A 21,545-nucleotide genomic window follows, 5' to 3' on the forward strand; every position below is an offset into this window, starting at 1 on the left:
CATTTTTCTTCAACGCACCTGGTCAGCGACCTTTTCGAGCAGTTGACCACCCGTCTTGCACGGGTCTCGGGCCGGCGCGCCCACGCGTCTCGGACCGTCGTACCCACGCCTCTCAGACCGTCGTACCCACGCCTCTCAGGCCGCCGCCCGGTCCGCCAGGGCCACCGGCGGCTCGTCGTCCATCTCGAAGGCCATCGGGAACGGCGCGTGCCCCGCGAGCCGGAACCAGCGCACCTTGCGGTGGCGGCGCAGCGCGCGGGCCGCGCGCACGGCGTCGTTGTGGAACCGACGGGCCATCGGCACCCGCCGTACCGCGGCGGCCAGTTCGGTGGCCGCCTCACTCCCGCCCGGCGCCTCGCGCACCGCCTCGACCTGCTGGGCCTCCCCGAAGATCGCACGCAACGCCTGGCTGAGCTCGCTCTCGGCGACCTCGCGCTGCTCCTCCTCGGCCTGCCGGGCCGCGTGCGCCGCCTCGTACAGGACGATCGAGGCCGCCGGATCGAGCACCCCGGAGGTGGCCAGCTCCTGGGCGACCGAGGCGCGGCGCAGCAACTGGGCGTCGAGGGCGGCCCGCGCGGCGTCGATGCGGGCGTGCAGCCGGTCGAGGCGTCCCGCGGTCCAGCTCAGGTAGAGGCCGATCGCGAAGAGCGCCGCCGCGATCCAGATCAGTGTGGAGGTCACGGGCGGTAAGGCTAGTCGCCCCGGGGCGCACGCCATGCCGCCGGGGACACGGACCGGCCGTCAGCCCCGCACCCGCACGAAACGACAGCCCCACGCGCCCGAAGCCTCAGCCCCTGCCCGACCGCCCCGCAGTCCCCGCCCGACCAACCCACAGCCCCAGCCCGACCGCCCCCCCCCAATCCCGGCCGACCAACCCACAGCCCCGCCCCGACCGCCCCTCAGTCCCGCGCCAGCCCGAACCGCGCCCGCAGCCCCGACCGTTCGTCCGCCGCCACCGACGCCGCGCCGTCCGTCACCGTCTCGTACACCGCGAGGATGTCCGCGCCGACCGTCGACCAGTCGAAGCGCCGCACGTGCTTGCTGCCCCGCTCGCGCAGGCCCTGCCGCCGCTCGGGGTCGCCCAGGAGCCGCAGCGCCGCCTCCGCGAGGGCGTCCGCGTCCTCGTTGGCGAAGAGGTCACCCGCACCGCCCTGGTCGAGGACCTGCGCGAAGGCGTCGAGGTCGCTGGCAAGGACGGGGGCGCCCGCCGACATCGCCTCGACCAGAATGATGCCGAAGCTCTCGCCGCCGGTGTTCGGGGCGACGTACACGTCGACGCTGCGCAGCAGCCGCGCCTTGTCCTCGTCGCTGACCATGCCGAGGAACTCGACCCGCGCGCGCATGTCGGCCGGGAGCGAGGCCACGGCCTCCTCCTCGTCGCCGCGCCCTGCCACCAACAGCCGTGTCTGCGGCCGCTCTTCGAGGATCCTGGGCAGCGCCTTCATCAGGACGGGCAGGCCCTTGCGGGGCTCGTCGATCCGCCCGATGAAGCCGAGGGTGTCCCCCTGCCACTCGGACTTCGGCTCGGCCTCGGCGAAGAAGTCGACGTCGACGCCGTTCGGGATGACGACCGCGTCGCCGCCCAGGTGCTCGACGAGGGTGCGCCGCGCGTACTCGCTCACCGCGATGCGGGCGCTGATCTTCTCCAGGGCGGGCTGCAGGATCGGGTACGCGGCGATCATCGCCCGCGAGCGCGGGTTGGACGTGTGGAACGTCGCGACGATCGGGCCCTGCGCGGCCCAGCAGGTGAGCAGGCCGAGCGACGGGGAGGTCGGCTCGTGGATGTGGATGACGTCGAACGTGCCCTCGTGCAGCCAGCGCCGCACGCGCGCGGCCGACAGGAAGCCGAAGTTGAGCCGGGCCACCGAGCCGTTGTAGGGCACCGGGACCGCGCGGCCCGCCGACACCACGTACGGCGGCAGCGGGGTCTCGTCATCGGCCGGGGCAAGGACGGAGACGTCGTGCCCGAGGCGGATGAGGTGCTCCGCCAGATCACGGATGTGGAACTGGACGCCGCCCGGCACGTCCCAGGAGTACGGGCAGACGATGCCGACCTTCACGCCTGCCCCTTGGCCGGGCCGTCCTCGGGGCCGTCGCCCGAGGCCCCCTCCGCGGGCGCCTTGGCCGGGTCGAGATCCGCGAGCCACAGTCTCTGCAGCATGTGCCAGTCCTCCGGGTGGTCGGCGATGCCCGAGGCGAAGGCGTCCGCAAGGGCCTGCGTCATGACAGACGTCTTCTCCGCACGAGTACCTGTCTCGGGGACGTCGATCGGCGGATGCACACGCCCCTGCATGACGGGCGACTCGTCGTACCAGAGCGTGACCGGCAGCAGCAGGGCGCCGGTCTGCTGGGCCAGCATGGCGGGTCCGGCGGGCATGCGCGCCGTGTCGCCGAAGAACTTCACCTCGACCCCGGACGCCGACAGGTCCCGGTCGGCCACCAGACAGACGAGCCCGCCCGCGCGCAGCCGCCGCGCCAGCGTCCCGAAAGCGGCCCCTCCGGTGTGCGGCAGGACCTCCATGCCGAGGCTGCCGCGATAGGCCACGAACCGGTCGTAGAGGGACTCGGGCTTGAGCCGCTCCTGCACCGTCGTGAAGGGCGTCTCCAGCTTCGTCGTCACCCACGCGCCCGCGAGGTCCCAGTTGGCGAGGTGCGGCAGGGCGAGGATGACGCCCTTGTCGGAGGCGAGGCCGTCGGTCAGGTAGTGGACGTCCTTGGGCACGAAGCCGGTCCTGATGCGCTCCTTGCTCCAGGCGGGCAGCCGGAAGGACTCCATCCAGTAGCGCATGTACGAACGCATGCCCGCCTTGGAGAGCTCGGCGAGCCGCTCCGGAGTCGCGTCGGGCACCACGCGCGCGTAGTTGGCCTCAAGACGCTGGATGCCCTTGCCGCGGCGCTTCCACGCGGCGTCCGCGATGGTCCGGCCGAGCTTCACGGCGACCGGCTCGGGGAGCTTCTTCACGGTGGACCAGCCGACTCCGTAGAGGGCGTCGGTGAGCTTCTCCGTGGCGCCGCTCACGAGGCGGTCTCGCTCTGCTGGTCGGTCGCGGCCGCCGCGTCGGCCTCCGCCGACTCGCGCCGCACGGTCACCACGCGCTGGACGAGGGTGACCAGGCTGCCCACCGCGACGATCCACAGCGCGATCGGCAGCAGCACCTGGATGCCGGGCACGCCGAACTTGTGCAGCCCCGCGAAGCCCGCGGCGACCAGCGAGATCACCAGGCGCTCGGCGCGCTCCACCAGGCCGTTGACCGCGACGGGCAGGCCGATCGCCTCACCGCGGGCCTTCGTGTACGAGACCACCTGGCCGCTCGCCAGACAGAAGATGGAGACGGCGCACAGGATGTTGTCGTCGCCCGACCCCGCGTACCAGAGCGCGAGCCCGCCGAAGATGGCCCCGTCCGCGACGCGGTCGAGCGTGGAGTCGAGGAACGCGCCCCAGCGGCTGGAACGGCCGAGCTGGCGCGCCATGTTGCCGTCGACGAGGTCCGAGAAGACGAACAGCGTGATGACGACCGTGCCCCAGAAGAACTCACCGCGCGGGAAGAAGACCAGCGCCCCCGCCATCACACCGGCCGTGCCGATCAGGGTGACCGCGTCGGGGCTGACCCCACGGCGGATGAGAAATGCGGCGAACGGCGTGAGGACACGCGTGAAGAATGCACGCGCGTACTTGTTCAGCATGGCCTTCCCGAGGGTCAGGTGCGCCGCGCGGCCCCGTTGGCCACCGGCCGACCCATCGTAGTCACGCCCTTCACACTCCAGCTCGCCCCCTCACGATCGCGTACGACGTATGGACGCACCGTGACACGAGTGGAAAGCTCGAAAGCACCGCGGGCGTCGCCGGAGCCGACCCGCACCTGGGTCCCGCGTGCCCGCATGCAGCCAGCATCCCCGAGGGGGCTGTGCCTCCTCGCCGTGCACGTAACCGGGAGGCCAAGGCATGGGCGACAAGGCGAACGCACACCCCGGAGCCGCCGGCAGGGCAGCGACGGCCGACCATCCCGCGTCCGTACGGAATGTGGTGCTGGTCGGCCACAGCGGATCGGGCAAGACGACTCTGGTGGAGGCCCTCGCGCTGACGGCGGGGGCGGTGAACCGGGCGGGCCGGGTGGAGGACGGCACGGCCGTCTCGGACTACGACGAGATCGAGCACCGGCAGCAGCGCTCGGTCCAGCTGTCCCTGGTTCCCGTCCAGTGGGACGGATACAAGATCAACCTCCTCGACACTCCCGGATACGCGGACTTCGTCGGGGAGTTGAGGGCCGGTCTGCGCGCCGCGGACGCGGCCCTTTTCGTGGTCTCGGCGGCCGACGGCGTGGACGGCGCGACCCGCATGGTGTGGGAGGAGTGCGCCGCGGTCGGCATGCCCCGCGCCATCGTGGTGACCCACCTGGAGGCGGCCCGCGCCGACTTCACCGAGATGACCCGCACTTGCGCGGAAGCGTTCGGCGCCGACGACCCGGACGCCGTGCTCCCGCTCTACCTGCCCCTCCACGGCGAACAGGGCCCCGACGGCCACGCCCCCGTGACCGGCCTGATCGGGCTGCTCTCGCAGCGGGTCTACGACTACGCCTCCGGTGAGCGCAAGGAGTCCGAACCGGGCGCCGAGCAGCTCCCGTTGATCGAAGAGGCGCGCAACAAGCTGATCGAGGGGATCATCGCCGAGAGCGAGGACGAGTCCCTGATGGACCGCTACCTCGGCGGCGAGGACATCGACCTCAAGACCCTCGTGGACGACCTGGAGCGGGCCGTCGCACGCGGCATCTTCCACCCCGTGCTCGCCGCCGCCCCGGCCGCCGAGGGCGCCCGTCAGGGCATCGGCACGGTCGAGCTCCTGGAGCTCATCACGGGCGGCTTCCCGACCCCCTCCGAGCACCCGCCCCCGGCCGTCACCCGCCCCGACGGCAGCGGGCGCCCCGCGCTCAGCTGCGACCCGGAGGGCCCGCTCGCGGCCGAGGTGGTGAAGACGGCGTCCGACCCGTACGTGGGGCGCGTCTCCCTCGTACGCGTGTTCTCGGGCACCCTGCGCCCGGACGAGACGGTGCACGTCTCCGGGCACGGCCTCGCCGACCGCGGCCACGAGGACCACGACGTGGACGAGCGCGTCGGGGCGCTCTCCTCCCCCTTCGGCAAGCAGCAGCGCACCCTGACGCACTGCATCGCCGGGGACCTGGCGTGCGTCGCCAAGCTGGGCCGCGCCGAGACCGGCGACACCCTCTCCGCCAAGGACGACCCGCTCCTGATGGAGCCCTGGGACATGCCCGACCCGCTGCTCCCGCTGGCCATCCAGGCGCACAGCAAGGCCGACGAGGACAAGCTCTCCCAGGGGCTCTCGCGCTTGGTCGCCGAGGACCCGACCATGCGTCTCGAACAGAACCAGGACACCCACCAGGTGGTCCTGTGGTGCCTGGGCGAGGCGCACGCCGACGTCGCCCTGGAGCGGCTGCGCAGCCGGTACGGGGTGCAGGTCGACGTGGTGCCGCACAAGGTCTCGCTGCGGGAGACCTTCGCGGACCGGTCCGGGGGCCGGGGCCGCCATGTGAAACAGTCCGGCGGGCACGGGCAGTACGCGATCTGCGAGATCGAGGTCGAGCCCCTGCCCGGTGGCAGCGGCATCGAGTTCGTCGACAAGGTCGTCGGGGGCGCCGTGCCACGGCAGTTCATCCCCTCCGTGGAGAAGGGCGCCCGGGCCCAGGCCGCGAAGGGCGTCGCCGCGGGCTATCCCCTCATCGACGTGCGCATCACGCTGCTCGACGGCAAGGCGCACTCGGTGGACTCCTCGGACGCCGCGTTCCAGACGGCGGGCGCCCTGGCCCTGCGCGAGGCCGCGTCGGACGCGCGGATCCACCTCCTGGAGCCGGTGGCCGAGGTGCAGGTCCTGGTCGGGGACGACCATGTCGGCGCGGTCCTGAGCGACTTGTCGGGGCGGCGCGGCCGGGTGGTCGGCACCGAGCAGGCGCCCGGGGGCCGCACGCTCGTACGGGCCGAGGTGCCGGAGATCGAGATCGGCCGGTACGCGGTGGACCTGCGCTCCCTCTCCCAGGGCACAGCGCGGTTCAGCCGCAGCTACGCACGGCACGAGCCGATGCCCGCCCAGCTGGCCGAACGGATCCGTGAACAGGCGCAGGACGTCACGTAGTTGAGCCGGAACGGGGTCGGGCAGGGCCCCGGTGCCGCCCGCCCGTCCCCTCCGGCGGGCGGCATTCGATGCACCCCTGACGGATGTCGGTGACCCCCGATACGCTGATGACCTGATCAACAGGTGGCTCAACAGGTGTGCCGGAGACGGAAGTCGGGAAAGGCCGCACCGAAGGCGTTGCGGCGATGGGGGCGGCAGTGGCGGACGATGCATTCGACTTCAGGCCCGGGGCCCAGGTCCCGCTCTCGGGCGCCGACGGCCAGACCGCGGCCACGCACGCCCTCGCATCGGCGGCGTACCGGGACGGCGAGGTCGCGGAGATACTCAAGGCCAACAGCGACTGGCACAAGTCCGAGGTGAAACCCGGCCTGTTCGGGATCTTCGCGCCCAGCCTGGGCGAGGCGTTCTCGCGGGCGGTGCAGCTGCGGATGCTCGGCGGCGGCCGCAAGCCCCTCATCCAGTCGTTCGGCACGGAATCGCCGTCGGTCGTCGAGCACTGCCTGGCGGCCAACAAGATCCGCCGCGAGCGCGACAAGTGGCTCACGATCGTGATGGGCGTCTGCGGACTGCTGTTCCTGCCGGGCCTGTTGGTGTGGCTGATCGGGTTCAGCGCCAAGAAGTGGCTGGACAAGCAGAAGGACAAGCGCACCAAGCTGATCGGCACGATCCTGCTGATCGCCGTGGGCGTGCTGCTCGCGATCTTCCTGATCAAGACGCCGCTGCACGGCTTCTGGGCCTGGTACGCACGCGCGTGTGCCGTCGTCCCCGTCATCGGCTGGCTCTGGGCCCGGCAGATAGCCGAGCGCTCCGCCAGGGTCCTGCGCGAGCAGTGGGACAGCCTCCTGGCGGGCGGCGCCATCGGCGCGAAGATCCCCGAGGCGGTGCCCGGCAGCCCCGGTGAGACCGCCGCCGAGCGGCTGCGCCAGGGCCTGGCCAGCATCGCCGCCGAGGAGCAGAGCAACTCGGTCTTCTACGCGGGCCCCAAGGGCATCCTGGGCATGGGCACCCGCTGGGGCAGCTGGCAGCTCGCCGAGGACCTGGTCCCGCTCAAGGAGGGCGGCGAGATCCACCCGTTCCGCAGCTGGGACGTGATCCGGGTCATCCACGACCAGCTCCACCGCCTCAACCAGGGCCCGCTCAAGACGAACGGCTTCCCGGCCCCGTCCATAAAGCACTGGATCGTCTCCGCCATCGGGGAGAACGCGAACAAGGTCGCCCGCCCCGCCGGCGGCACGGACGTGGAGGCGTTCCAGATCCGCGGCCACGAGATCCAGCGGATCTGCAACGAGCAGCAGTTCGGCAGCGGCGACCGCCACTACCTGGGCGTCCAATTCGTGCTCTGGGACGGCCAGTTGGTCATCACGATGCTGATCACCGTGACGGTGCTGCACGAGACCCTGCGCATCGAGGTCACCGGGCACGCCCTCGGCCCCGTGCACGCCCTGTTCACCAGCAAGCCGTCCCCGAAGACGAAGACGGTGAGCAAGTCGGTCAGGTTCTGGGAGACCAAGGACGTCCAGCTGCCGCTCGCCACCGCGGGCGAGGTCGTCCGGCTCTCGGTCCGCGCCCCCTTCAGCTGGTACCCGCCGATGCTGGACTACCTCGGCGGCAAGCTGGTGCTCCCCGAGCCGTTCGGCCTGCGCCACTCCTGGGCCGACAAGCCCTGGCGGCACCGCTTCATGGCGGACGACGCGATGCGTGCGGCCACCCCGGTGCTGCGGGTGGTGCACGCGGCGGCCATCAAGGTCCTCGAGGAGAACGGCGTGAACACGGAGCGCTTCGGCGCCCGCTCGGGCTTCCTCAGCGGCGCCGTACAGGACCCGTCGCCGCGCAAGGCGGACGTGTACGACGCGTAGGGCACCGGGCGCGCGGAGCGCTAGCTCGTCGTCGGCCAGGCCGCGGCGAGCATCGCCCGCGTGTCCGCGAGCAGTTGCGGCAGCACCTTCGTGTGCCCGACGACCGGCATGAAGTTGGTGTCCCCGCCCCAGCGCGGCACGATGTGCTGGTGCAGATGCGCGGCGATCCCCGCACCCGCCACGGTGCCCTGGTTCATGCCGATGTTGAAGCCGTGCGCCCCGGACGCGGTGCGCAGCGCCGTCATCGCCTGCTTGGTGAGCTCGCCGAGCTCGGCCGTCTCCGGGCCGGTCAGCTCGGTGTAGTCGGCGACGTGGCGGTAGGGCACGACCATCAGGTGCCCGCCGTTGTACGGGTAGAGGTTGAGCACCGCGTACACCTGCTCGCCGCGCGCGACGATCAGGCCGTCCTCGTCGGACTTGGCCGGAATGCCGCAGAAGGGGCAGCCGTCGTCGGCCCCCGGGCCGGTCGGCTTGTTCTCGCCCTGGATGTACGCCATCCGGTGGGGCGTCCACAGGCGCTGGAACGCGTCCTGCGTCCCCACTCCGATCTGCTGCTCCGGCTCACTCGTCATGAGGTGCAGCATATGACTTCGCCCGGTCGGCCCGTGCCGCCGGGGCAACTGCTCGGGCCCCGGGGTGCGCGCAGCACCCCGGGGCCCGTCACAAGCCGCGTACCGCGCCCGGGTCAGACCTGCGCCCGCTCCTCGACGACCTTCGCGATCTTCGCGATGGCGTCCTCGACCGGGATGCCGTTCTCCTGCGAGCCGTCGCGGTAACGGAAGGACACGGAGCCGTTGTTCATGTCCTCGTCACCGGCGATGACCATGAAGGGGACCTTGGCCTTCTGGTGGTTGCGGATCTTCTTCTGCATCCGGTCCGAGGAGGAGTCGACCTCGACGCGCAGCCCCTGGGCCTTCGCCTTCGCGGCGAACTCCTGGAGGTAGGCGACGTGGCCGTCCCCGATCGGGATGCCGACCGCCTGCACCGGCGCGAGCCAGGCCGGGAAGGCGCCCGCGTAGTGCTCGAGGAGCACGCCGAAGAACCGCTCGATGGAGCCGAACAGCGCGCGGTGGATCATGACCGGCTGCTGGCGCGAGCCGTCCGCCGCGGTGTACTCCAGGCCGAACCGCTTGGGCTGGTTGAAGTCGACCTGGATCGTCGACATCTGCCAGGACCGGCCGATCGCGTCCTTGACCTGGACGGAGATCTTCGGGCCGTAGTAGGCGGCACCGCCCGGGTCCGGCACCAGCGGCAGGTCCTGCTTCTCGGCAGCGAGCCGCAGCGCCTCGGTGGCCTCCGCCCAGTCCTCGTCCGAGCCGATGAACTTGTCGGAGTCGTCGCGGGTGGACAGCTCCAGCTCGAACTCGGTCAGGCCGTAGTCGCGCAGCAGGTCGAGCACGAAGGTGAGGAGCTTGTCGAGCTCCTCCGCCATCTGCTCCCTGGTGCAGTAGATGTGCGAGTCGTCCTGGGTGAAGCCGCGCGAGCGGGTCAGGCCGTGCACGACGCCCGACTTCTCGTAGCGGTACACGGTCCCGAACTCGAAGAGGCGCAGCGGCAGTTCACGGTAGGAGCGGCCGCGCGACTTGAAGATCAGGTTGTGCATCGGGCAGTTCATCGCCTTGAGGCGGTAGTTCTGCTCGTCGAACTCGATGGCGGGGAACATCGCCTCGCCGTAGTGCGGCAGGTGCCCCGAGATCTCGAAGAGCTTCTCCTTCGAGATGTGCGGGGTGTTCACGAACTCGTAGTCCGCGTCCTCGTGGCGGCGCCGCGAGTAGTTCTCCATCTCCTTGCGGATGATGCCGCCCTTGGGGTGGAACACCGCGAGGCCCGGGCCGAGCTCCTCGGGGAAGGAGAACAGGTCGAGCTCCGCACCGAGCTTGCGGTGGTCGCGCTTCTCGGCCTCGGCGAGGAACTCCAGGTGCGCCTTGAGCTCGTCCTTGGAGGGCCAGGCGGTGCCGTAGATGCGCTGCAGCATCGGGTTCTTCTCGCTGCCGCGCCAGTAGGCGCCGCCCGAGCGCATCAGCTTGAACGCCGGGATGTTCCGGGTGGTGGGCAGGTGCGGACCCCGGCAGAGGTCCTTCCAGCACAGCTCGCCGGTCTTCGCGTCGAGGTTGTCGTAGATGGTCAGCTCGCCGCCGCCCACCTCCGCGTCGGCCCCGTCGGCGGCCTGCGCGGCATTGCCCTTGAGGCCGATGAGCTCCAGCTTGTACGGCTCGTCGGCGAGCTCCACGCGCGCGTCGTCGTCGGTGGTGACGCGCCGCGAGAACTTCTGCCCCCGCTTCTGGATCTCCTGCATCTTCTTCTCGACGCGCTTGAGGTCCTCGGGGGTGAACGGCTCGGCGACGTCGAAGTCGTAGTAGAAGCCGTCCCGGATGGGCGGGCCGATGCCCAGCTTGGCCTCGGGGAAGAGCTCCTGCACGGCCTGCGCCATGACGTGCGCGGTCGAGTGGCGCAGGATGTTCAGGCCGTCCTCGGAGGAGATCTCCACGGGCTCGACGACCTCGCCGTCGACGACCTCGTACGCGAGGTCCTTCAGCTCGCCGCCCACGCGCGCGGCCACGATGGTGCGCTCACCGGAGAAGAGGTCGGCGGCGGTAGTGCCCGTCGTCACCACGCGCTCTTCCCGCTCGGAATCGCGTTGGATGATCACACGGACGTCTGACACCGGTCTCTCCTGCCTGAAGGTGGATGCGCGGCCCCGTTCCCTGGGGTGCGCACTAGGGATCGTACCGAGCCCCGGGCACCCACTGCGAAACGGTTAATCCGTCGCCCCCACCGACAGCGCCCGTGCCCTCACTCCCCGCTGCACGCCTCCTCGAAGAAGTCGAGGTTCTCGTGCAGCGACTTCATCAGCCGGTCCCGCTCGGCCTCGTCGACCTGCACCGGCACCACACCACTGGCCCCGGTCAGGCGCCGGAAGCCGCTCCTGCTCTCCAGGCGCCCGTGCACCCGCACCGGAAGCCCCACCAGATGCGCGTGCCCGGCGATGCGGTACGCCTCCTCGTCCAGCGTCATCCGTACGTGCGGGACCTCCGCGCCCGCGAGCACCCGCAGCCGCACCACCCCGCTCCCCCGCGGCCCCGACCGCCGCATCCGCACCACGGCCCCGGTGATCCGCACCGGCACCGACGGCTCCTCGCGCAGGTACCGGGCGCTCGCCTCCCGCAGCACCGGCAGGTCGCCGGGCGAGAACTCGACGGGCTCGGCGGCCGCCGCGCACCCCTCGGGCACCCCGGCCGCGGGCGCCCACTCGACGGCCACGCGCGCGCCCTCCGTGCCCCGCACCAGGGCCATCAGCGCCTCCGTCAGCTCATGGCTGGCGCCCGCCTCCACGGCCCCGTCGAAGGCGTCCATGCCGCCGGTGGCCCGCTGGTAGTCGACGGCCTCGCGGATGGCGTACAGCGCCTGGTGCAGCCGGACCACCAGGGGGCGCCCGGTCAGGACGGGCACGAAGGCGGTGAGCTGCCGCCCGCCCGGCGCGGGCCCCACCAGGACGCTCTCCAGCGAAGCCGCCGCGGGCCCCCGGTGCCGGGCCCCGTAGTACCCGGCCCGGCCGCGCGCCGCGAGCGCCCCGGCCAGCAGCAACTGCCGTGCCGCCGAACGCAGTTGCTCCTCGGTCGTCCAGCTGGCCGCGCCCGCAGGACCCATCGGCACGTCGCGCCACCACCGGATCTCGTCGCTGGGCACCGCGAGCGCGACGAGCACCTCGCGGGCGGCGGGCGAGGGGTTGCGCGTCAGCGCGGTCAGGGCCTCCCCCAGCAGATCCTCGCTGTCGGGAAAGGCCCGGCTCTCCGGCACCAGCAGGCTGAGCCCGCCGCTCCCGGCCCCGGGCGGGGTCCAGCGCGCGTACCGCCCCGCCGCTCCCCCGCGCCGCCGCCAGCCGTGCCGCCGCAGCAGCGCGCCGAGCACGGCGGGGTCGACCCGGCCGGGCTCGGGCGGCTCGGAGAACAGGTCCGGGGGCGGTACGGGGTGGGGCCTCACCGGTCGTCCCGGCTCGTCGATCGGACGGTGCATCAGGGTCTCCCTCCCGTCCCCACCCGCGTCATGATCTCGCAGAGCGCCCGGTCGTCGAAGATCCGCGAGGTCGGGACGCGCACGGTGGTCCTGCGCCGGCCGGTCACCGGGTGTCCGGCGAGATTGGTCCAGTAGCAGCAGTGCCGCAGGTCGAGCCGGTCGTGGCCGGCCCGCAGCCAGTCGTCCTGGGATCGGGGCACGAGCATCACGACCAGGATCTTGTGCACCGAGACCGGGGTACGGGCGAGCTTCTCCAGGTGCGCGTTGTCGAGCGTGAAGGAGAAGGCGGGCCCACGGGGGCTCGGCGGTATCTGGTACGTGCACTTGAGCTGCACCTTGATGGTGACTTCGTCGTCGACCGTGTGCCCGGGGGCGCTGTGGCTGACGTGCCAGTCGATGCCGTTGTCCGGAAAGGGCTGCGAGAGCGAGCACCCCGCGGCGGCCGCCACGGCATGCAGATAGCCCACCTGAAGGGTCTCCATACAGGCGGTGGTGGCGAGAGTGCCGCGCGGCGGTGCGATCCGCTCGGGCAGCAGCCCGCCCTGTTCGGGCTGCGCGAGCGCCATGTCCAACAAGCCTTCCGAACCGGTCAGTCGTCACGGCGGGCCGGTCAACTGCCCGGCCCTGTACCTGTGTTGTCTCCGGGCCGCGTATGGCGCAAACAGCCCGGGTATCACCTGCGTGGGCAGAGGAGGCAGGCCGTCTGCCGGAGTTGAACGAGGAGTTGCACCATCATGACGTGCTGGTACGAGGGGCCCTTGGCCGCATTCGACACGGAAACCACAGGCGTGGACGTCGAGACCGACCGGATCGTGTCGGCGGCGCTCATCGTCCAACAGGGCGCGGGCACCCGGCCGCGCGTCAGCCGCTGGCTGGTCAACCCGGGTGTCCCGGTCCCCGAGGCCGCCACGGCGATACACGGCCTGACGGAGGAACATCTGCAGCACAACGGCCGCTGGCCGGCGCCGGTCATGGAGGAGATGGCCCGCGAGCTCGGCGAGCAGTGCGCGGCGGGCCGCCCCCTGGTGGTGATGAACGCGCCGTTCGATCTGACGCTCCTGGACCGGGAGTTGCGCAGGCACCGCGCCTCGTCGCTCTCCGCCTACCTGGCGAACTCCCCGCTGTGCGTCCTCGACCCCCGCGTCCTGGACAAGCACCTGGACCGCTACCGCAAGGGCCGCCGCACCCTCACGGACCTGTGCGCGCACTACGAGGTGGAGCTGGACGCCGCCCATGACGCGGCGGCCGACGCGATGGCCGCCCTGGACGTCGTACGGGCGGTGGGGCGCCGTTTCGCGTCCCGGCTCGAGCGCCTCTCCCCGGCCGAGCTGCACACGCTGCAGGCGGTCTGGCACGCGGCGCAGGCCCGCGGCCTGCAGGCGTGGTTCGCGCGCAGCGGCACCCCGGAGACGGTGGACCCGGCCTGGCCGGTGCGCCCCGAACTCCCGGCGGCCGCCTGAGCGTTGGGGTGCCCGGACCGCGTCAGGGCATGAAAAAACCGGTCCGTCGGTGACGGACCGGCATTCTCCGGGTGGGCGATACTGGGTTCGAACCAGTGACCTCTTCGGTGTGAACGAAGCGCTCTCCCACTGAGCTAATCGCCCGGGAACGGGTTGAACCATACAGGTCCTCGCGGGTTTCCTTCAAACCGATTCGAGGTAGCGGACCAGGCCACGCCGTCCGGCCCGCATCATCAGCCCGTGGTTGAGCAGGAACAGCGGCCGCCCGGGCACGGCGAGACGCCGCATCAGCGGCTTGCGCACGTCCACCTCCTGCTCGTAGACCGCACGCGTCCCACCGGGCCGCGCCCGCACCGTCCAGCGCGCCCACCCCTCGAGATCCCCGCTCATCGCGATCTCGAGGACCCCGGCCCTCTGATCACGGCGCACCGCCAGAGCGGTCACGAGCAGGTCGTACGGGAGCAGGGAACGAAAGCGCGCCAGCCCCTGGTCCGCGCCGGTCGGCGTCACCTCGCGCACCTGGGGCCACCACAGCGGATAGTCCTCGGCGCGCTCCAGAACGGCGAACACGGCGTCGGGCCCGGCGGCGAGCTCCCACACACTGCGGAAGCGGAAATGACTCCAGTCCATACCTGAGTATCCGTCGGCTTCCCGCCAACGGTGAGCCCGGCAAGCGGAATTGACTGATCCCATTGACTAATCGCCGGGAAAACAGCGGAATTACGACTGCGGCCCGGAGGCTTAAAGCCTCCGGGCCGCAGTTCCGGGGTGGGCGATACTGGGTTCGAACCAGTGACCTCTTCGGTGTGAACGAAGCGCTCTCCCACTGAGCTAATCGCCCCGGGCGCACGGAGAACATTACCGCATGTCAGCGGGTGCTCCGACCGCCGTGGGGTGGCCCCCGTCACTCGTTGATCTTCCAGGGCATCTCGAGGCCGAACTTCCAGACGTAGACGCCGACCAGAGCCGCGACGATCACGAGGCCGATCGTGGTCAGGATGATGTTGCGGCGGCGCACCTTGGGGTCGAGCGCCCGCTGCGTCGCCTCTGTGACCTTGCGCTTCGTCCAGCGGAGCACCAGCTGGGCCCAGACGAACTCGGTGGCCCAGATCGCCATGCCACCGAAGATGACCAGCCACCCGGGACCCGGCAGCGGCAGCATGATGATGCCCGCGACGACCACCGCGAGACCCACGATGAAGACGCCTACCTGCCAGCTGAGGTGCAGGGCCTTGCGGGCCTTGATGAACTCCGGTGCCCGCGATCCGAGCGGCTGCTCACCGGAGGCCGCGCCGGTGGCCCCGTCGGCCGCGACCGCGCCCGCCGGTTCGTTACTCCCCGTATTCATGCAGCCAAACCTTACCGGACGGAAACCCCTCACCGGAATGGGTGAAGCGGCCGAACACCGACCCCGCCAAGCGAGCTACCTAAAGACACGCAAAACCCTCAGAGGGGTTTACAACGGCACCGTAGGTGGCATGTCGATTTCGCCGACGTGCGAATCCCCGAGCGCACACTGAGCGAAAGGCCCTGGCGCTTATGAACACCACGGTCAGCTGCGAGCTGCACCTGCGCCTCGTTGTGTCGAGCGAGTCCTCACTGCCTGTACCCGCAGGACTGCGGTATGACACGGCCGATCCCTATGCCGTGCACGCCACCTTCCACACCGGAGCCGAGGAGACCGTCGAGTGGGTGTTCGCCCGCGACCTCCTCGCCGAGGGCCTTCACCGGCCCACCGGTACCGGCGACGTCCGAGTCTGGCCGTCCCGCAGTCACGGTCAGGGAGTCGTCTGCATCGCCCTGAGCTCACCCGAGGGTGAGGCCCTGCTCGAGGCCCCGGCGCGGGCCCTGGAATCGTTCCTGAAGCGAACCGACGCGGCGGTGCCGCCCGGCACCGAACACCGCCACTTCGACCTCGACACCGAGCTCTCGCACATCCTGGCCGAGAGCTAGCGAGGCTCCGTCGAGATACGCCCGGCGCCGTCCACTCGGGGAGACGGCTCGGGTGCTGCACAACGGAACACAGGCAGACCCAGCAGACACCGGCGCCGTCGCCGCGGACCTTCCGTGGCGACGGCGCCGGTGCGCGCGTCGACGGAGCCGCTAGCATCGGCCAGCATCGGCGGGCACCAGCCCGACCTCCAGGCCAGGGAGCGAATCGTGCTGATCACCCACGACACCCGGTGCGCGCTCGACACTGTCGTGGATCTGGTGAACACCGCGCCAGACGAGAACGGGTCCGACGGGCTCGCTGATGTGGCGGCCCTGGCAGATTTCGTACGAAGCCACGACATCAGCGATGTCGGGGTGCTCGGCGAGCGGGACCTGAACACGGTGCGTGACATCCGCGGGCGCTTCGCGGAGGTCTTCGCCGCCCCCGACCCGCGCACCGCAGCGGCGCTGATCAATGAGCTGGTGGCGGCCGCGGGCACCACGCCCCGGCTCACCGATCACGACGGCTACGACTGGCACGTGCACTACTTCGCGCCGGGGGCGTCCGTCGCGGACCACCTCGCGGCCGACTGCGGGATGGCGCTCGCCTTCTTCGTGGTGGCCGGGGAGGAGGAGCGGCTGCGGCGATGCGAGGCCCCGGACTGCCGGCGCGCCTTCGTGGACCTCTCCCGCAACCGCTCCCGCCGCTACTGCGACAGCCGCACCTGCGGCAACCGGCTGCACGTCGCGGCCTACCGGGCCCGGCGCAAGGAAGCCGCGGGCTAGCACCCCGTACCGGGGCGGCGGCCTACAGCAGGAACAGGTCGTGCAGCGAGGCCATCAGGAGCAGACAGCCGATCACCGCCAGGAAGATCATCAGGGGTGGCTGGGAGAGCGCGAAGAGGCAGCCTCTTCGCTCTTCGGTGGGCGGGGCGGCATCGCGCGGCGGGGTGGTGTCCAGCATCTCGCCGCGATGATGACGCAGCGGACGGGCGGCGGGTGGTCAACACGCCCGGAGAACGCGGGAGTTCGCCGGATCATGTGATCTCGATGCGGCGCCCGTGACGCCTGTGCGCCGGGGGGAGCCGCTCGGGGGCGCACGGGCGCCGAGGCCGCCATCCCCCGCCGGGCACACCGCTGTTGACGACGCCCTCGGGGGCAGAGGCCCAACCCCCTTGGCGCGGTGGGCCCTTGACGGGTCGGATCAGATGCCGTGCTTCTTCAGGATCGCCTCGATGTCGCTGAAGTCCTCCGCGGGCGCCGCCGACTTCGGCTGAGCCGCGGGCTTGGCCGCCGGGCGGGAGCCCTGGCCGAGCGAGGGGGCCGAGGCCGTCGGGGCCACCGCCTCGCCCTGGGCCGCCCTCGCGGCGGCCTTGCGCTCCTTGCGGGTGCCGCCGGAGCGGCGCTCCACCGCGCGCGTGGTCATGAACAGCAGCCAGGCGACTCCGAGGACGCCGATGCCCGCCCACGCCTTGACGCTGAAGGCCGTGTCGGCCGCCCAGCCGACCACGCCGGTCATCACCAGGCCGATGGGCACCAGGGCATAGGCGCCGACGCGGGCGGCCGCGAGGAAGCGCTTGCGATAGGCCGTGACCGCGGCGATGCCCAGGCCGGCCGCGGATACGGCGGAACACACGGTCTCGGCAATCATCCCGTCCTCCAGGCGTGGCTGTTTCGTCCCCTCCATCCTGCACCGCCACCCGGTGAGTCAGCCACGTACCGGGCAGACCTCAGGGAGATATCGGGGTCCGGATCCTCCGCAGGTGCCGGATCAGCGCGCGGGGACCGGATTGGGCGGCGCCCCGGGCTGCTGGGAGACTGGGCCCATGAGCGACTCCTCCACCGCCCGCCCCGTCACCGTCGACGTCTGGTGCGAGCTCCAGTGCCCCGACTGCCGCACCGCCCTCGATGACGTCCGCGCCCTGCGGGAGCGCTACGGCGACCGCGTCGAGCTGCGGCTCCGGCACTTCCCCCTCGAGAAGCACAAGCACTCCTTCGCCGCCGCGCAGGCCGCCGAGGAGGCGCTCGTCCAGGGGCAGGGCTGGCCGTACGTGGAGGCCGTGCTCGGCCGGGTCGAGGAGCTGGACCGCAAGGGCGAGCCCCTCCTGGTCGAAGTGGCGCGTGAACTGGGCCTGGACGCCGAGGAGTTCGACACCGCCCTGATCGACGGGCGGCACATCCTGATCGTCGACGCCGACCAGGCCGAGGGCAAGGCCATCGGCGTCACCGGCACCCCGACGTACGTCGTCGGCGGGGAGCGGCTCGACGGCGGGCAGAGCCAGGAGGGGCTGCGCGAGCGCGTCGAGGAGCTCACCGACCGGCTGCTCGCCGCCGCGGGCCAGGAGCCACAGGACAGCCAGAACAGCTAGAGCAGCTGCTTGTAGAGGTAGTACGAGGTCGGCTCGTAGCCCAGGGACTCGTACAGACGCAGGGCCGTGGTGTTGCCCGCGAAGACGTTGAGGCCCATGGCGGTGCTGCCGGACGCGTGCGCCTGCTGTTCGGCGAGGCGCATCAGGGAGCGTCCGTGGCCCCGGCCGCGGTGTGCCTCGTCGACCCGCACGTCGTAGACGAAGGCGGTGTCGCCGAGCAGGGCGACCCAGAGCGTGCCGACGGGCGTGCCGTCCGCCTCCAGGACGCTCAGGTTCGTGTCGGGCGACGCGAGGCCGTTCGGGAGGCTGGCGGCGTGGTCCGCCTCGGCCTTGGCGCGGGCCTCCGCCTCGGGCACGCCGCGCGCGACCCACGTCCGGACATAGCTCTCGGTCTGCGCGGCGATCCACGGCCCGTACTCGGCCTCGGTCATGGGCCGGCCGCGCACGCCCTCGGGCAGGGCCTCGGGGGCCGTCGGCAGGGGCTTGGCCATCTGCCGGTTACGCTCCACGTAGCCGAGGGCGGTGGCGAGGTGCAGGGCCGCCGTCGCGGTCGCGGGGACGGTCGCCTCGATGCGCGTGCAGCCCCAGCCCCGCACCACTTCCTCGGCGGCGAGCGCGGCCACCGTGCCGCGGCCGCGCCTGCGGTCCCGCTCGTCGATCCGCAGCGCGCGGATCTGGCCGACGCGCGGCCCGAAGACCGCGTGCGTGCCGAGCTCGATGGCGCCCACCGGACGGCTGTTCACGCAGACGTCGAACGTGCGTGACTTCGCGCCGTCGGCGCTCTGTTGAAGCGGCCCGCTCGGCCGCAGAGTCGTGGTCATCACGGGTGTTCTACCCGCGGCGGGCCCCGTCGTCATCAGATTTACGGGTCGATGTCGTCGGCGGCGCGCTCCGCGAAGACCCGCATCGCCTTCGCCGTCACCGGGCCCGGGGCATCGGGCAGTTGGCGCCCGTCGATCCGGTGCACGGCCTGCACGTCGCGCAGCGTCGAGGTCAGGAAGACCTCGTCGGCCCGGTTCAGCACGTCGAAGGGCAGCTCGGTCTCGCGCGCGCCCGTCCACTCGACGACCAGCTCACGGGTGATGCCGCCGAGGCAGCCGGAGGCGAGCGGCGGCGTGTGGAGCTCGCCGTCGACCACGACGAAGACGTTGGTGCCCGTGCCCTCGCACAGCTTCCCCACCGTGTTCGCGAACAGGGCCTCGGAGGCGCCCTGTTGGGTGGCGCGGGCGAGCGCCACGACGTTCTCCGCGTACGAGGTGGTCTTCAGGCCGGCCAGGGCGCCGCGTTCGTTGCGGGTCCAGGGGACGGTGATCACCGCGGTGGTGTCGGGGCGGCGGGCGGCCGCGCCGAGGGCGACGACGAGCGTGGTGCCCTCGTCGCCCCGGTCCGAGCCGAGGGGCGAGAGCCCTCCGGTGTACGTGATGCGCAGCCGCCCGAGTTCCATCGGGTTGGCCTCCAGGACGGCGGCGCAGGCCCGGCGCACCGCGTCGGCGTCCGGCTCGGGCAGGCCGAGGCCGCGCGCGGAGCGGGCCAGGCGGTTCAGGTGGCGGGTGAGGGCGAAGGGGCGCCCCTCGACGGCCTTCACCGTCTCGAAGATGCCGTCGCCCACCGTGAGTCCGTGGTCGAACACGGAGACGCGGGCCGCGTCGAGGTCCTGCAGCCCGTCATTGAGCCAGATCTTCACGTCGGGGTCCTTCCACCACTCACACTTCGTACGTCCCCGAAGCTACCTCCAGCAGCCGGGCGGCCTTCAGCTCGGTCTCCCGCCACTCGTCCTCGGGGTCCGAGCCCCAGGTGATGCCCGCCCCGGCTCCGTACCGCAGGACGCCCTCGGCCCGGTCGATCCAGAAGGAGCGGATGCCGACGGCGAGCTCGCCGGTCCCCCGGTCCGCGTCGACCCAGCCGATGCCGCCGCAGTACGGGCCGCGGGGCGCCGTCTCCAGTGCGTCGATGATCCGCAGCGAGCTGGACTTGGGGGCGCCGGTGACGGAGCCGGGCGGGAAGGCGGCGTCGAGCAGTTCGGGCCAGCCGGCGCCGGGGCGCAGCTCGCCGGCGACCGTGGAGACGAGGTGGACGAGGCCGGGGTGCTTCTCGACCACGCACAGCTCGGGCACGGTCACGGAGCCGGTCACACAGACCCGCCCCAGGTCGTTGCGGACGAGGTCCACGATCATGACGTTCTCGGCGTGGTCCTTCTCCGTCAGCTCCGCCTCGGTGCGGCCCGTGCCTTTGATCGGCCCGGACTCGACGACGCGGCCCGCGCGGCGCAGGAACAGCTCGGGCGAGGCGGTGGCGATCTCGACGCCGTGCTCGGGGAGGCGGATCGTTCCGGCATAGGGAGCGGGGTTCCCGCGCGCGAGGAGAGCGGTCAGCTCGTCCACGTCGGCCTCGGGCGCGATCGGCGCGGAGAGCACTCGGCAGAGGTTCACCTGGTAGACGTCGCCCGCCGCGATGTGCGCCCGGATCTTCCGTACACCCTCCGTATACGCGTCGTGGCCGAGCGACGACATCCAGTCGGCCGGGGCGGGCCCCCGCCACTTCCCGGGCACCGGCAGCGGCACGGGCGCCTCGCGCACGTCCGCGAAGCGGGCGCAGGTCAGACTCCCCTCGAAGTCGGCGGCGACGGCCCAGAAACCGCTGCTGTCCAGGGCCGAAGGGTCGCTGGTCACGTCCAGGAGACCGGTGGCCACGCGGCTGCCGAAGCGGGCGAGGGGAGGGAGTGTGGAAGAGGGGCTGTGCACGGCTGCGAGTCTATGACCGGTGTCCTGAGGCTGTCCTGACGGTGCCTGGCGGGGGTCGCACCGCAGCACGCTGCGCAAACGCGTTTTTGTATCGCCCCAGGAATCCGCTAGAGTTCAACACGTCGCCGGGACGCGCAAGCGGACCGGGAAAGACAAGCGGACGTAGCTCAGTTGGTAGAGCGCAACCTTGCCAAGGTTGAGGTCGCCAGTTCGAACCTGGTCGTCCGCTCGCAAGAAGTGGGGGATCTTCCCGAGACCCCGCACTCCTGGTGGAGTGGCCGAGAGGCGAGGCAACGGCCTGCAAAGCCGTCTACACGGGTTCAAATCCCGTCTCCACCTCCATGCGCGATTAGCTCAGCGGGAGAGCGCTTCCCTGACACGGAAGAGGTCACTGGTTCAATCCCAGTATCGCGCACTGGATCTTCGGACTCCGGTCCGTCACTGATCCGTCCCGCGCGATTAGCTCAGCGGGAGAGCGCTTCCCTGACACGGAAGAGGTCACTGGTTCAATCCCAGTATCGCGCACGCAGTACCGAGTAAAACGCAGGTTGACCTGCGCGATTAGCTCAGCGGGAGAGCGCTTCCCTGACACGGAAGAGGTCACTGGTTCAATCCCAGTATCGCGCACCAGCAGTACGAAGCCCCCGGCCGGATCCTCGGCCGGGGGCTTCGTCGTTCCTCCGTGAGGCGTCAGGAGGAGAAGAGCATGTGTCCGAAGCTCTTGTGACGGTGGTGTCCGCCGTGGTGGCCGCCGTAGTGACCGCCGTGCTGCGCGCCCCAGGCGGGCGCGGCCGGGGCCGGGGCGGCGGGGTAAGCCTGCGGGGCCGCGGGGGGCGGCGGGGCCTGCTGGCCCCACTGGGCCTCGAGACGGGTCAGGGACTCCAGCTCGCCGTAGTCGAGGAATATCCCGCGGCAACCGCTGCACTGCTCGATCTGGACGCCGTTGCGGTTGTACGTGTGCATGGGTGCGTGACACTTGGGACACTGCATGGACGGCTCAACTCCTCGCCGGTCGTGACTGCTTGGCCGGA

22 protein-coding genes and 7 tRNA genes are annotated in these 21,545 nt (G+C 71.4%); 11 read left to right on the top strand and 18 right to left on the bottom strand.

All coding sequences use genetic code 11. The annotated features are described in order from the left end of the window. Positions 1-135: 135 nt before the first annotated feature. The 4 genes from ACQB60_RS16750 to pgsA all read right to left on the bottom strand — a co-directional run bounded on the left by ACQB60_RS16750 (position 136) and on the right by pgsA (position 3,684). Complete coding sequence (locus ACQB60_RS16750; RefSeq protein ID WP_384843346.1) at positions 136-681, bottom strand: LemA family protein; 546 nt, start codon at positions 679-681, stop codon at positions 136-138. A gap of 218 nt (positions 682-899) precedes the next feature. After that, positions 900-2,060 (bottom strand): glycosyltransferase family 4 protein, encoded by a 1,161-nt coding sequence (locus ACQB60_RS16755; RefSeq protein ID WP_496926788.1) that lies wholly within the window; start codon positions 2,058-2,060, stop codon positions 900-902. Then, a complete protein-coding gene (locus ACQB60_RS16760) occupies positions 2,057-3,019 on the bottom strand; it encodes a phosphatidylinositol mannoside acyltransferase (RefSeq protein WP_496926789.1) in 963 nt (320 codons plus the stop codon). The genes ACQB60_RS16755 and ACQB60_RS16760 overlap by 4 nt, the downstream gene beginning before the upstream one ends. Then, positions 3,016-3,684: a phosphatidylinositol phosphate synthase gene (gene pgsA / locus ACQB60_RS16765; RefSeq protein ID WP_496926790.1), complete on the bottom strand. Its 669-nt coding sequence runs from the start codon at positions 3,682-3,684 to the stop codon at positions 3,016-3,018. The genes ACQB60_RS16760 and pgsA overlap by 4 nt, the downstream gene beginning before the upstream one ends. A gap of 259 nt (positions 3,685-3,943) precedes the next feature. On the opposite strand from pgsA, the gene ACQB60_RS16770 reads away from it, so the two are divergent. Both ACQB60_RS16770 and ACQB60_RS16775 read left to right on the top strand, forming a co-directional pair. Continuing rightward, complete coding sequence (locus ACQB60_RS16770; protein WP_496926791.1) at positions 3,944-6,142, top strand: elongation factor G-like protein EF-G2; 2,199 nt, start codon at positions 3,944-3,946, stop codon at positions 6,140-6,142. A gap of 185 nt (positions 6,143-6,327) precedes the next feature. Next, entirely contained in the window at positions 6,328-7,998 is a 1,671-nt protein-coding gene (locus ACQB60_RS16775; protein ID WP_496926792.1) for an AbeC-like domain-containing protein, read from the top strand. A 20-nt stretch (positions 7,999-8,018) separates the two neighbouring features. Here ACQB60_RS16775 and ACQB60_RS16780 read toward each other — a convergent pair whose 3' ends face one another. The 4 genes from ACQB60_RS16780 to ACQB60_RS16795 form a co-directional block, all read right to left on the bottom strand. Beyond that, a complete protein-coding gene (locus tag ACQB60_RS16780; protein ID WP_496926793.1) occupies positions 8,019-8,582 on the bottom strand; it encodes an HIT family protein in 564 nt (187 codons plus the stop codon). 101 nt (positions 8,583-8,683) lie between these two features. After that, entirely contained in the window at positions 8,684-10,663 is a 1,980-nt protein-coding gene (thrS, locus tag ACQB60_RS16785) for a threonine--tRNA ligase (protein WP_496926794.1), read from the bottom strand. Between the two features lie 128 nt (positions 10,664-10,791). Then, positions 10,792-12,015, bottom strand: coding sequence for a hypothetical protein (locus ACQB60_RS16790; RefSeq protein WP_496927098.1), 1,224 nt, complete (start codon positions 12,013-12,015; stop codon positions 10,792-10,794). Continuing rightward, a complete protein-coding gene (locus tag ACQB60_RS16795) occupies positions 12,012-12,578 on the bottom strand; it encodes a DUF4365 domain-containing protein (protein ID WP_496926795.1) in 567 nt (188 codons plus the stop codon). The genes ACQB60_RS16790 and ACQB60_RS16795 overlap by 4 nt, the downstream gene beginning before the upstream one ends. A 168-nt stretch (positions 12,579-12,746) precedes the next feature. Here ACQB60_RS16795 and ACQB60_RS16800 point away from each other — a divergent pair, with 168 nt between their 5' ends. Beyond that, complete coding sequence (locus ACQB60_RS16800) at positions 12,747-13,472, top strand: 3'-5' exonuclease (RefSeq protein ID WP_496926796.1); 726 nt, start codon at positions 12,747-12,749, stop codon at positions 13,470-13,472. Positions 13,473-13,544: 72 nt separating this feature from the next. Here the strand turns inward: ACQB60_RS16800 and ACQB60_RS16805 are convergent. From ACQB60_RS16805 to ACQB60_RS16820, 4 genes are all read right to left on the bottom strand, one after another. After that, positions 13,545-13,616 (bottom strand) — tRNA-Val (locus tag ACQB60_RS16805). A gap of 39 nt (positions 13,617-13,655) precedes the next feature. After that, complete coding sequence (locus tag ACQB60_RS16810) at positions 13,656-14,102, bottom strand: SRPBCC family protein (protein ID WP_496926797.1); 447 nt, start codon at positions 14,100-14,102, stop codon at positions 13,656-13,658. Positions 14,103-14,241: 139 nt separating this feature from the next. Continuing rightward, positions 14,242-14,313 (bottom strand) — tRNA-Val (locus ACQB60_RS16815). A gap of 63 nt (positions 14,314-14,376) precedes the next feature. Then, complete coding sequence (locus ACQB60_RS16820) at positions 14,377-14,820, bottom strand: TIGR02611 family protein (protein WP_384843315.1); 444 nt, start codon at positions 14,818-14,820, stop codon at positions 14,377-14,379. Positions 14,821-15,011: 191 nt separating this feature from the next. Here ACQB60_RS16820 and ACQB60_RS16825 point away from each other — a divergent pair, with 191 nt between their 5' ends. Then, positions 15,012-15,425: an SsgA family sporulation/cell division regulator gene (locus ACQB60_RS16825; RefSeq protein ID WP_003959770.1), complete on the top strand. Its 414-nt coding sequence runs from the start codon at positions 15,012-15,014 to the stop codon at positions 15,423-15,425. A 207-nt stretch (positions 15,426-15,632) separates the two neighbouring features. Beyond that, entirely contained in the window at positions 15,633-16,190 is a 558-nt protein-coding gene (locus ACQB60_RS16830; RefSeq protein ID WP_496926798.1) for a CGNR zinc finger domain-containing protein, read from the top strand. A 22-nt stretch (positions 16,191-16,212) separates the two neighbouring features. Here ACQB60_RS16830 and ACQB60_RS16835 read toward each other — a convergent pair whose 3' ends face one another. Together ACQB60_RS16835 and ACQB60_RS16840 are read right to left on the bottom strand one after the other, a co-directional pair. Continuing rightward, positions 16,213-16,368 carry a hypothetical protein gene (locus ACQB60_RS16835; protein ID WP_384843309.1) on the bottom strand — a complete coding sequence of 52 codons (156 nt, stop codon included), beginning with the start codon at positions 16,366-16,368 and terminating at the stop codon, positions 16,213-16,215. Between the two features lie 240 nt (positions 16,369-16,608). Next, positions 16,609-17,055 (bottom strand): hypothetical protein, encoded by a 447-nt coding sequence (locus tag ACQB60_RS16840; RefSeq protein ID WP_496926799.1) that lies wholly within the window; start codon positions 17,053-17,055, stop codon positions 16,609-16,611. 175 nt (positions 17,056-17,230) lie between these two features. On the opposite strand from ACQB60_RS16840, the gene ACQB60_RS16845 reads away from it, so the two are divergent. Further along, positions 17,231-17,773 (top strand): DsbA family protein, encoded by a 543-nt coding sequence (locus ACQB60_RS16845; RefSeq protein ID WP_496926800.1) that lies wholly within the window; start codon positions 17,231-17,233, stop codon positions 17,771-17,773. On the opposite strand, the gene ACQB60_RS16850 is transcribed toward ACQB60_RS16845, so the two are convergent. From ACQB60_RS16850 to ACQB60_RS16860, 3 genes are read right to left on the bottom strand one after another with little or no spacing between them, the layout of a single operon-like run. After that, on the bottom strand, positions 17,770-18,594 hold the full coding sequence (locus tag ACQB60_RS16850) for a GNAT family N-acetyltransferase (protein WP_496926801.1): 825 nt from the start codon (positions 18,592-18,594) through the stop codon (positions 17,770-17,772). The two genes, ACQB60_RS16845 and ACQB60_RS16850, sit on opposite strands and share 4 nt — an antisense overlap. 41 nt (positions 18,595-18,635) lie before the next feature. Continuing rightward, positions 18,636-19,457 carry an aminotransferase class IV gene (locus ACQB60_RS16855; RefSeq protein WP_496926802.1) on the bottom strand — a complete coding sequence of 274 codons (822 nt, stop codon included), beginning with the start codon at positions 19,455-19,457 and terminating at the stop codon, positions 18,636-18,638. Between the two features lie 19 nt (positions 19,458-19,476). Then, entirely contained in the window at positions 19,477-20,514 is a 1,038-nt protein-coding gene (locus tag ACQB60_RS16860; protein WP_496926803.1) for a chorismate-binding protein, read from the bottom strand. 156 nt (positions 20,515-20,670) lie between these two features. Between ACQB60_RS16860 and ACQB60_RS16865 the strand changes: the two genes are divergently transcribed. The 5 genes from ACQB60_RS16865 to ACQB60_RS16885 all read left to right on the top strand — a co-directional run bounded on the left by ACQB60_RS16865 (position 20,671) and on the right by ACQB60_RS16885 (position 21,144). Further along, positions 20,671-20,743 (top strand) — tRNA-Gly (locus tag ACQB60_RS16865). Between the two features lie 39 nt (positions 20,744-20,782). After that, positions 20,783-20,856 (top strand) — tRNA-Cys (locus tag ACQB60_RS16870). A gap of 1 nt (position 20,857) precedes the next feature. Then, a tRNA-Val gene (locus ACQB60_RS16875) sits at positions 20,858-20,929 on the top strand. 38 nt (positions 20,930-20,967) lie between these two features. Further along, a tRNA-Val gene (locus ACQB60_RS16880) sits at positions 20,968-21,039 on the top strand. Between the two features lie 30 nt (positions 21,040-21,069). Beyond that, a tRNA-Val gene (locus ACQB60_RS16885) sits at positions 21,070-21,144 on the top strand. A gap of 60 nt (positions 21,145-21,204) precedes the next feature. Here ACQB60_RS16885 and ACQB60_RS16890 read toward each other — a convergent pair. Continuing rightward, positions 21,205-21,504: a TFIIB-type zinc ribbon-containing protein gene (locus tag ACQB60_RS16890; protein ID WP_384843293.1), complete on the bottom strand. Its 300-nt coding sequence runs from the start codon at positions 21,502-21,504 to the stop codon at positions 21,205-21,207. Positions 21,505-21,545: the final 41 nt, after the last annotated feature.

The organism is Streptomyces odontotermitis, assembly GCF_050510915.1.
GTDB lineage: Bacteria > Actinomycetota > Actinomycetes > Streptomycetales > Streptomycetaceae > Streptomyces.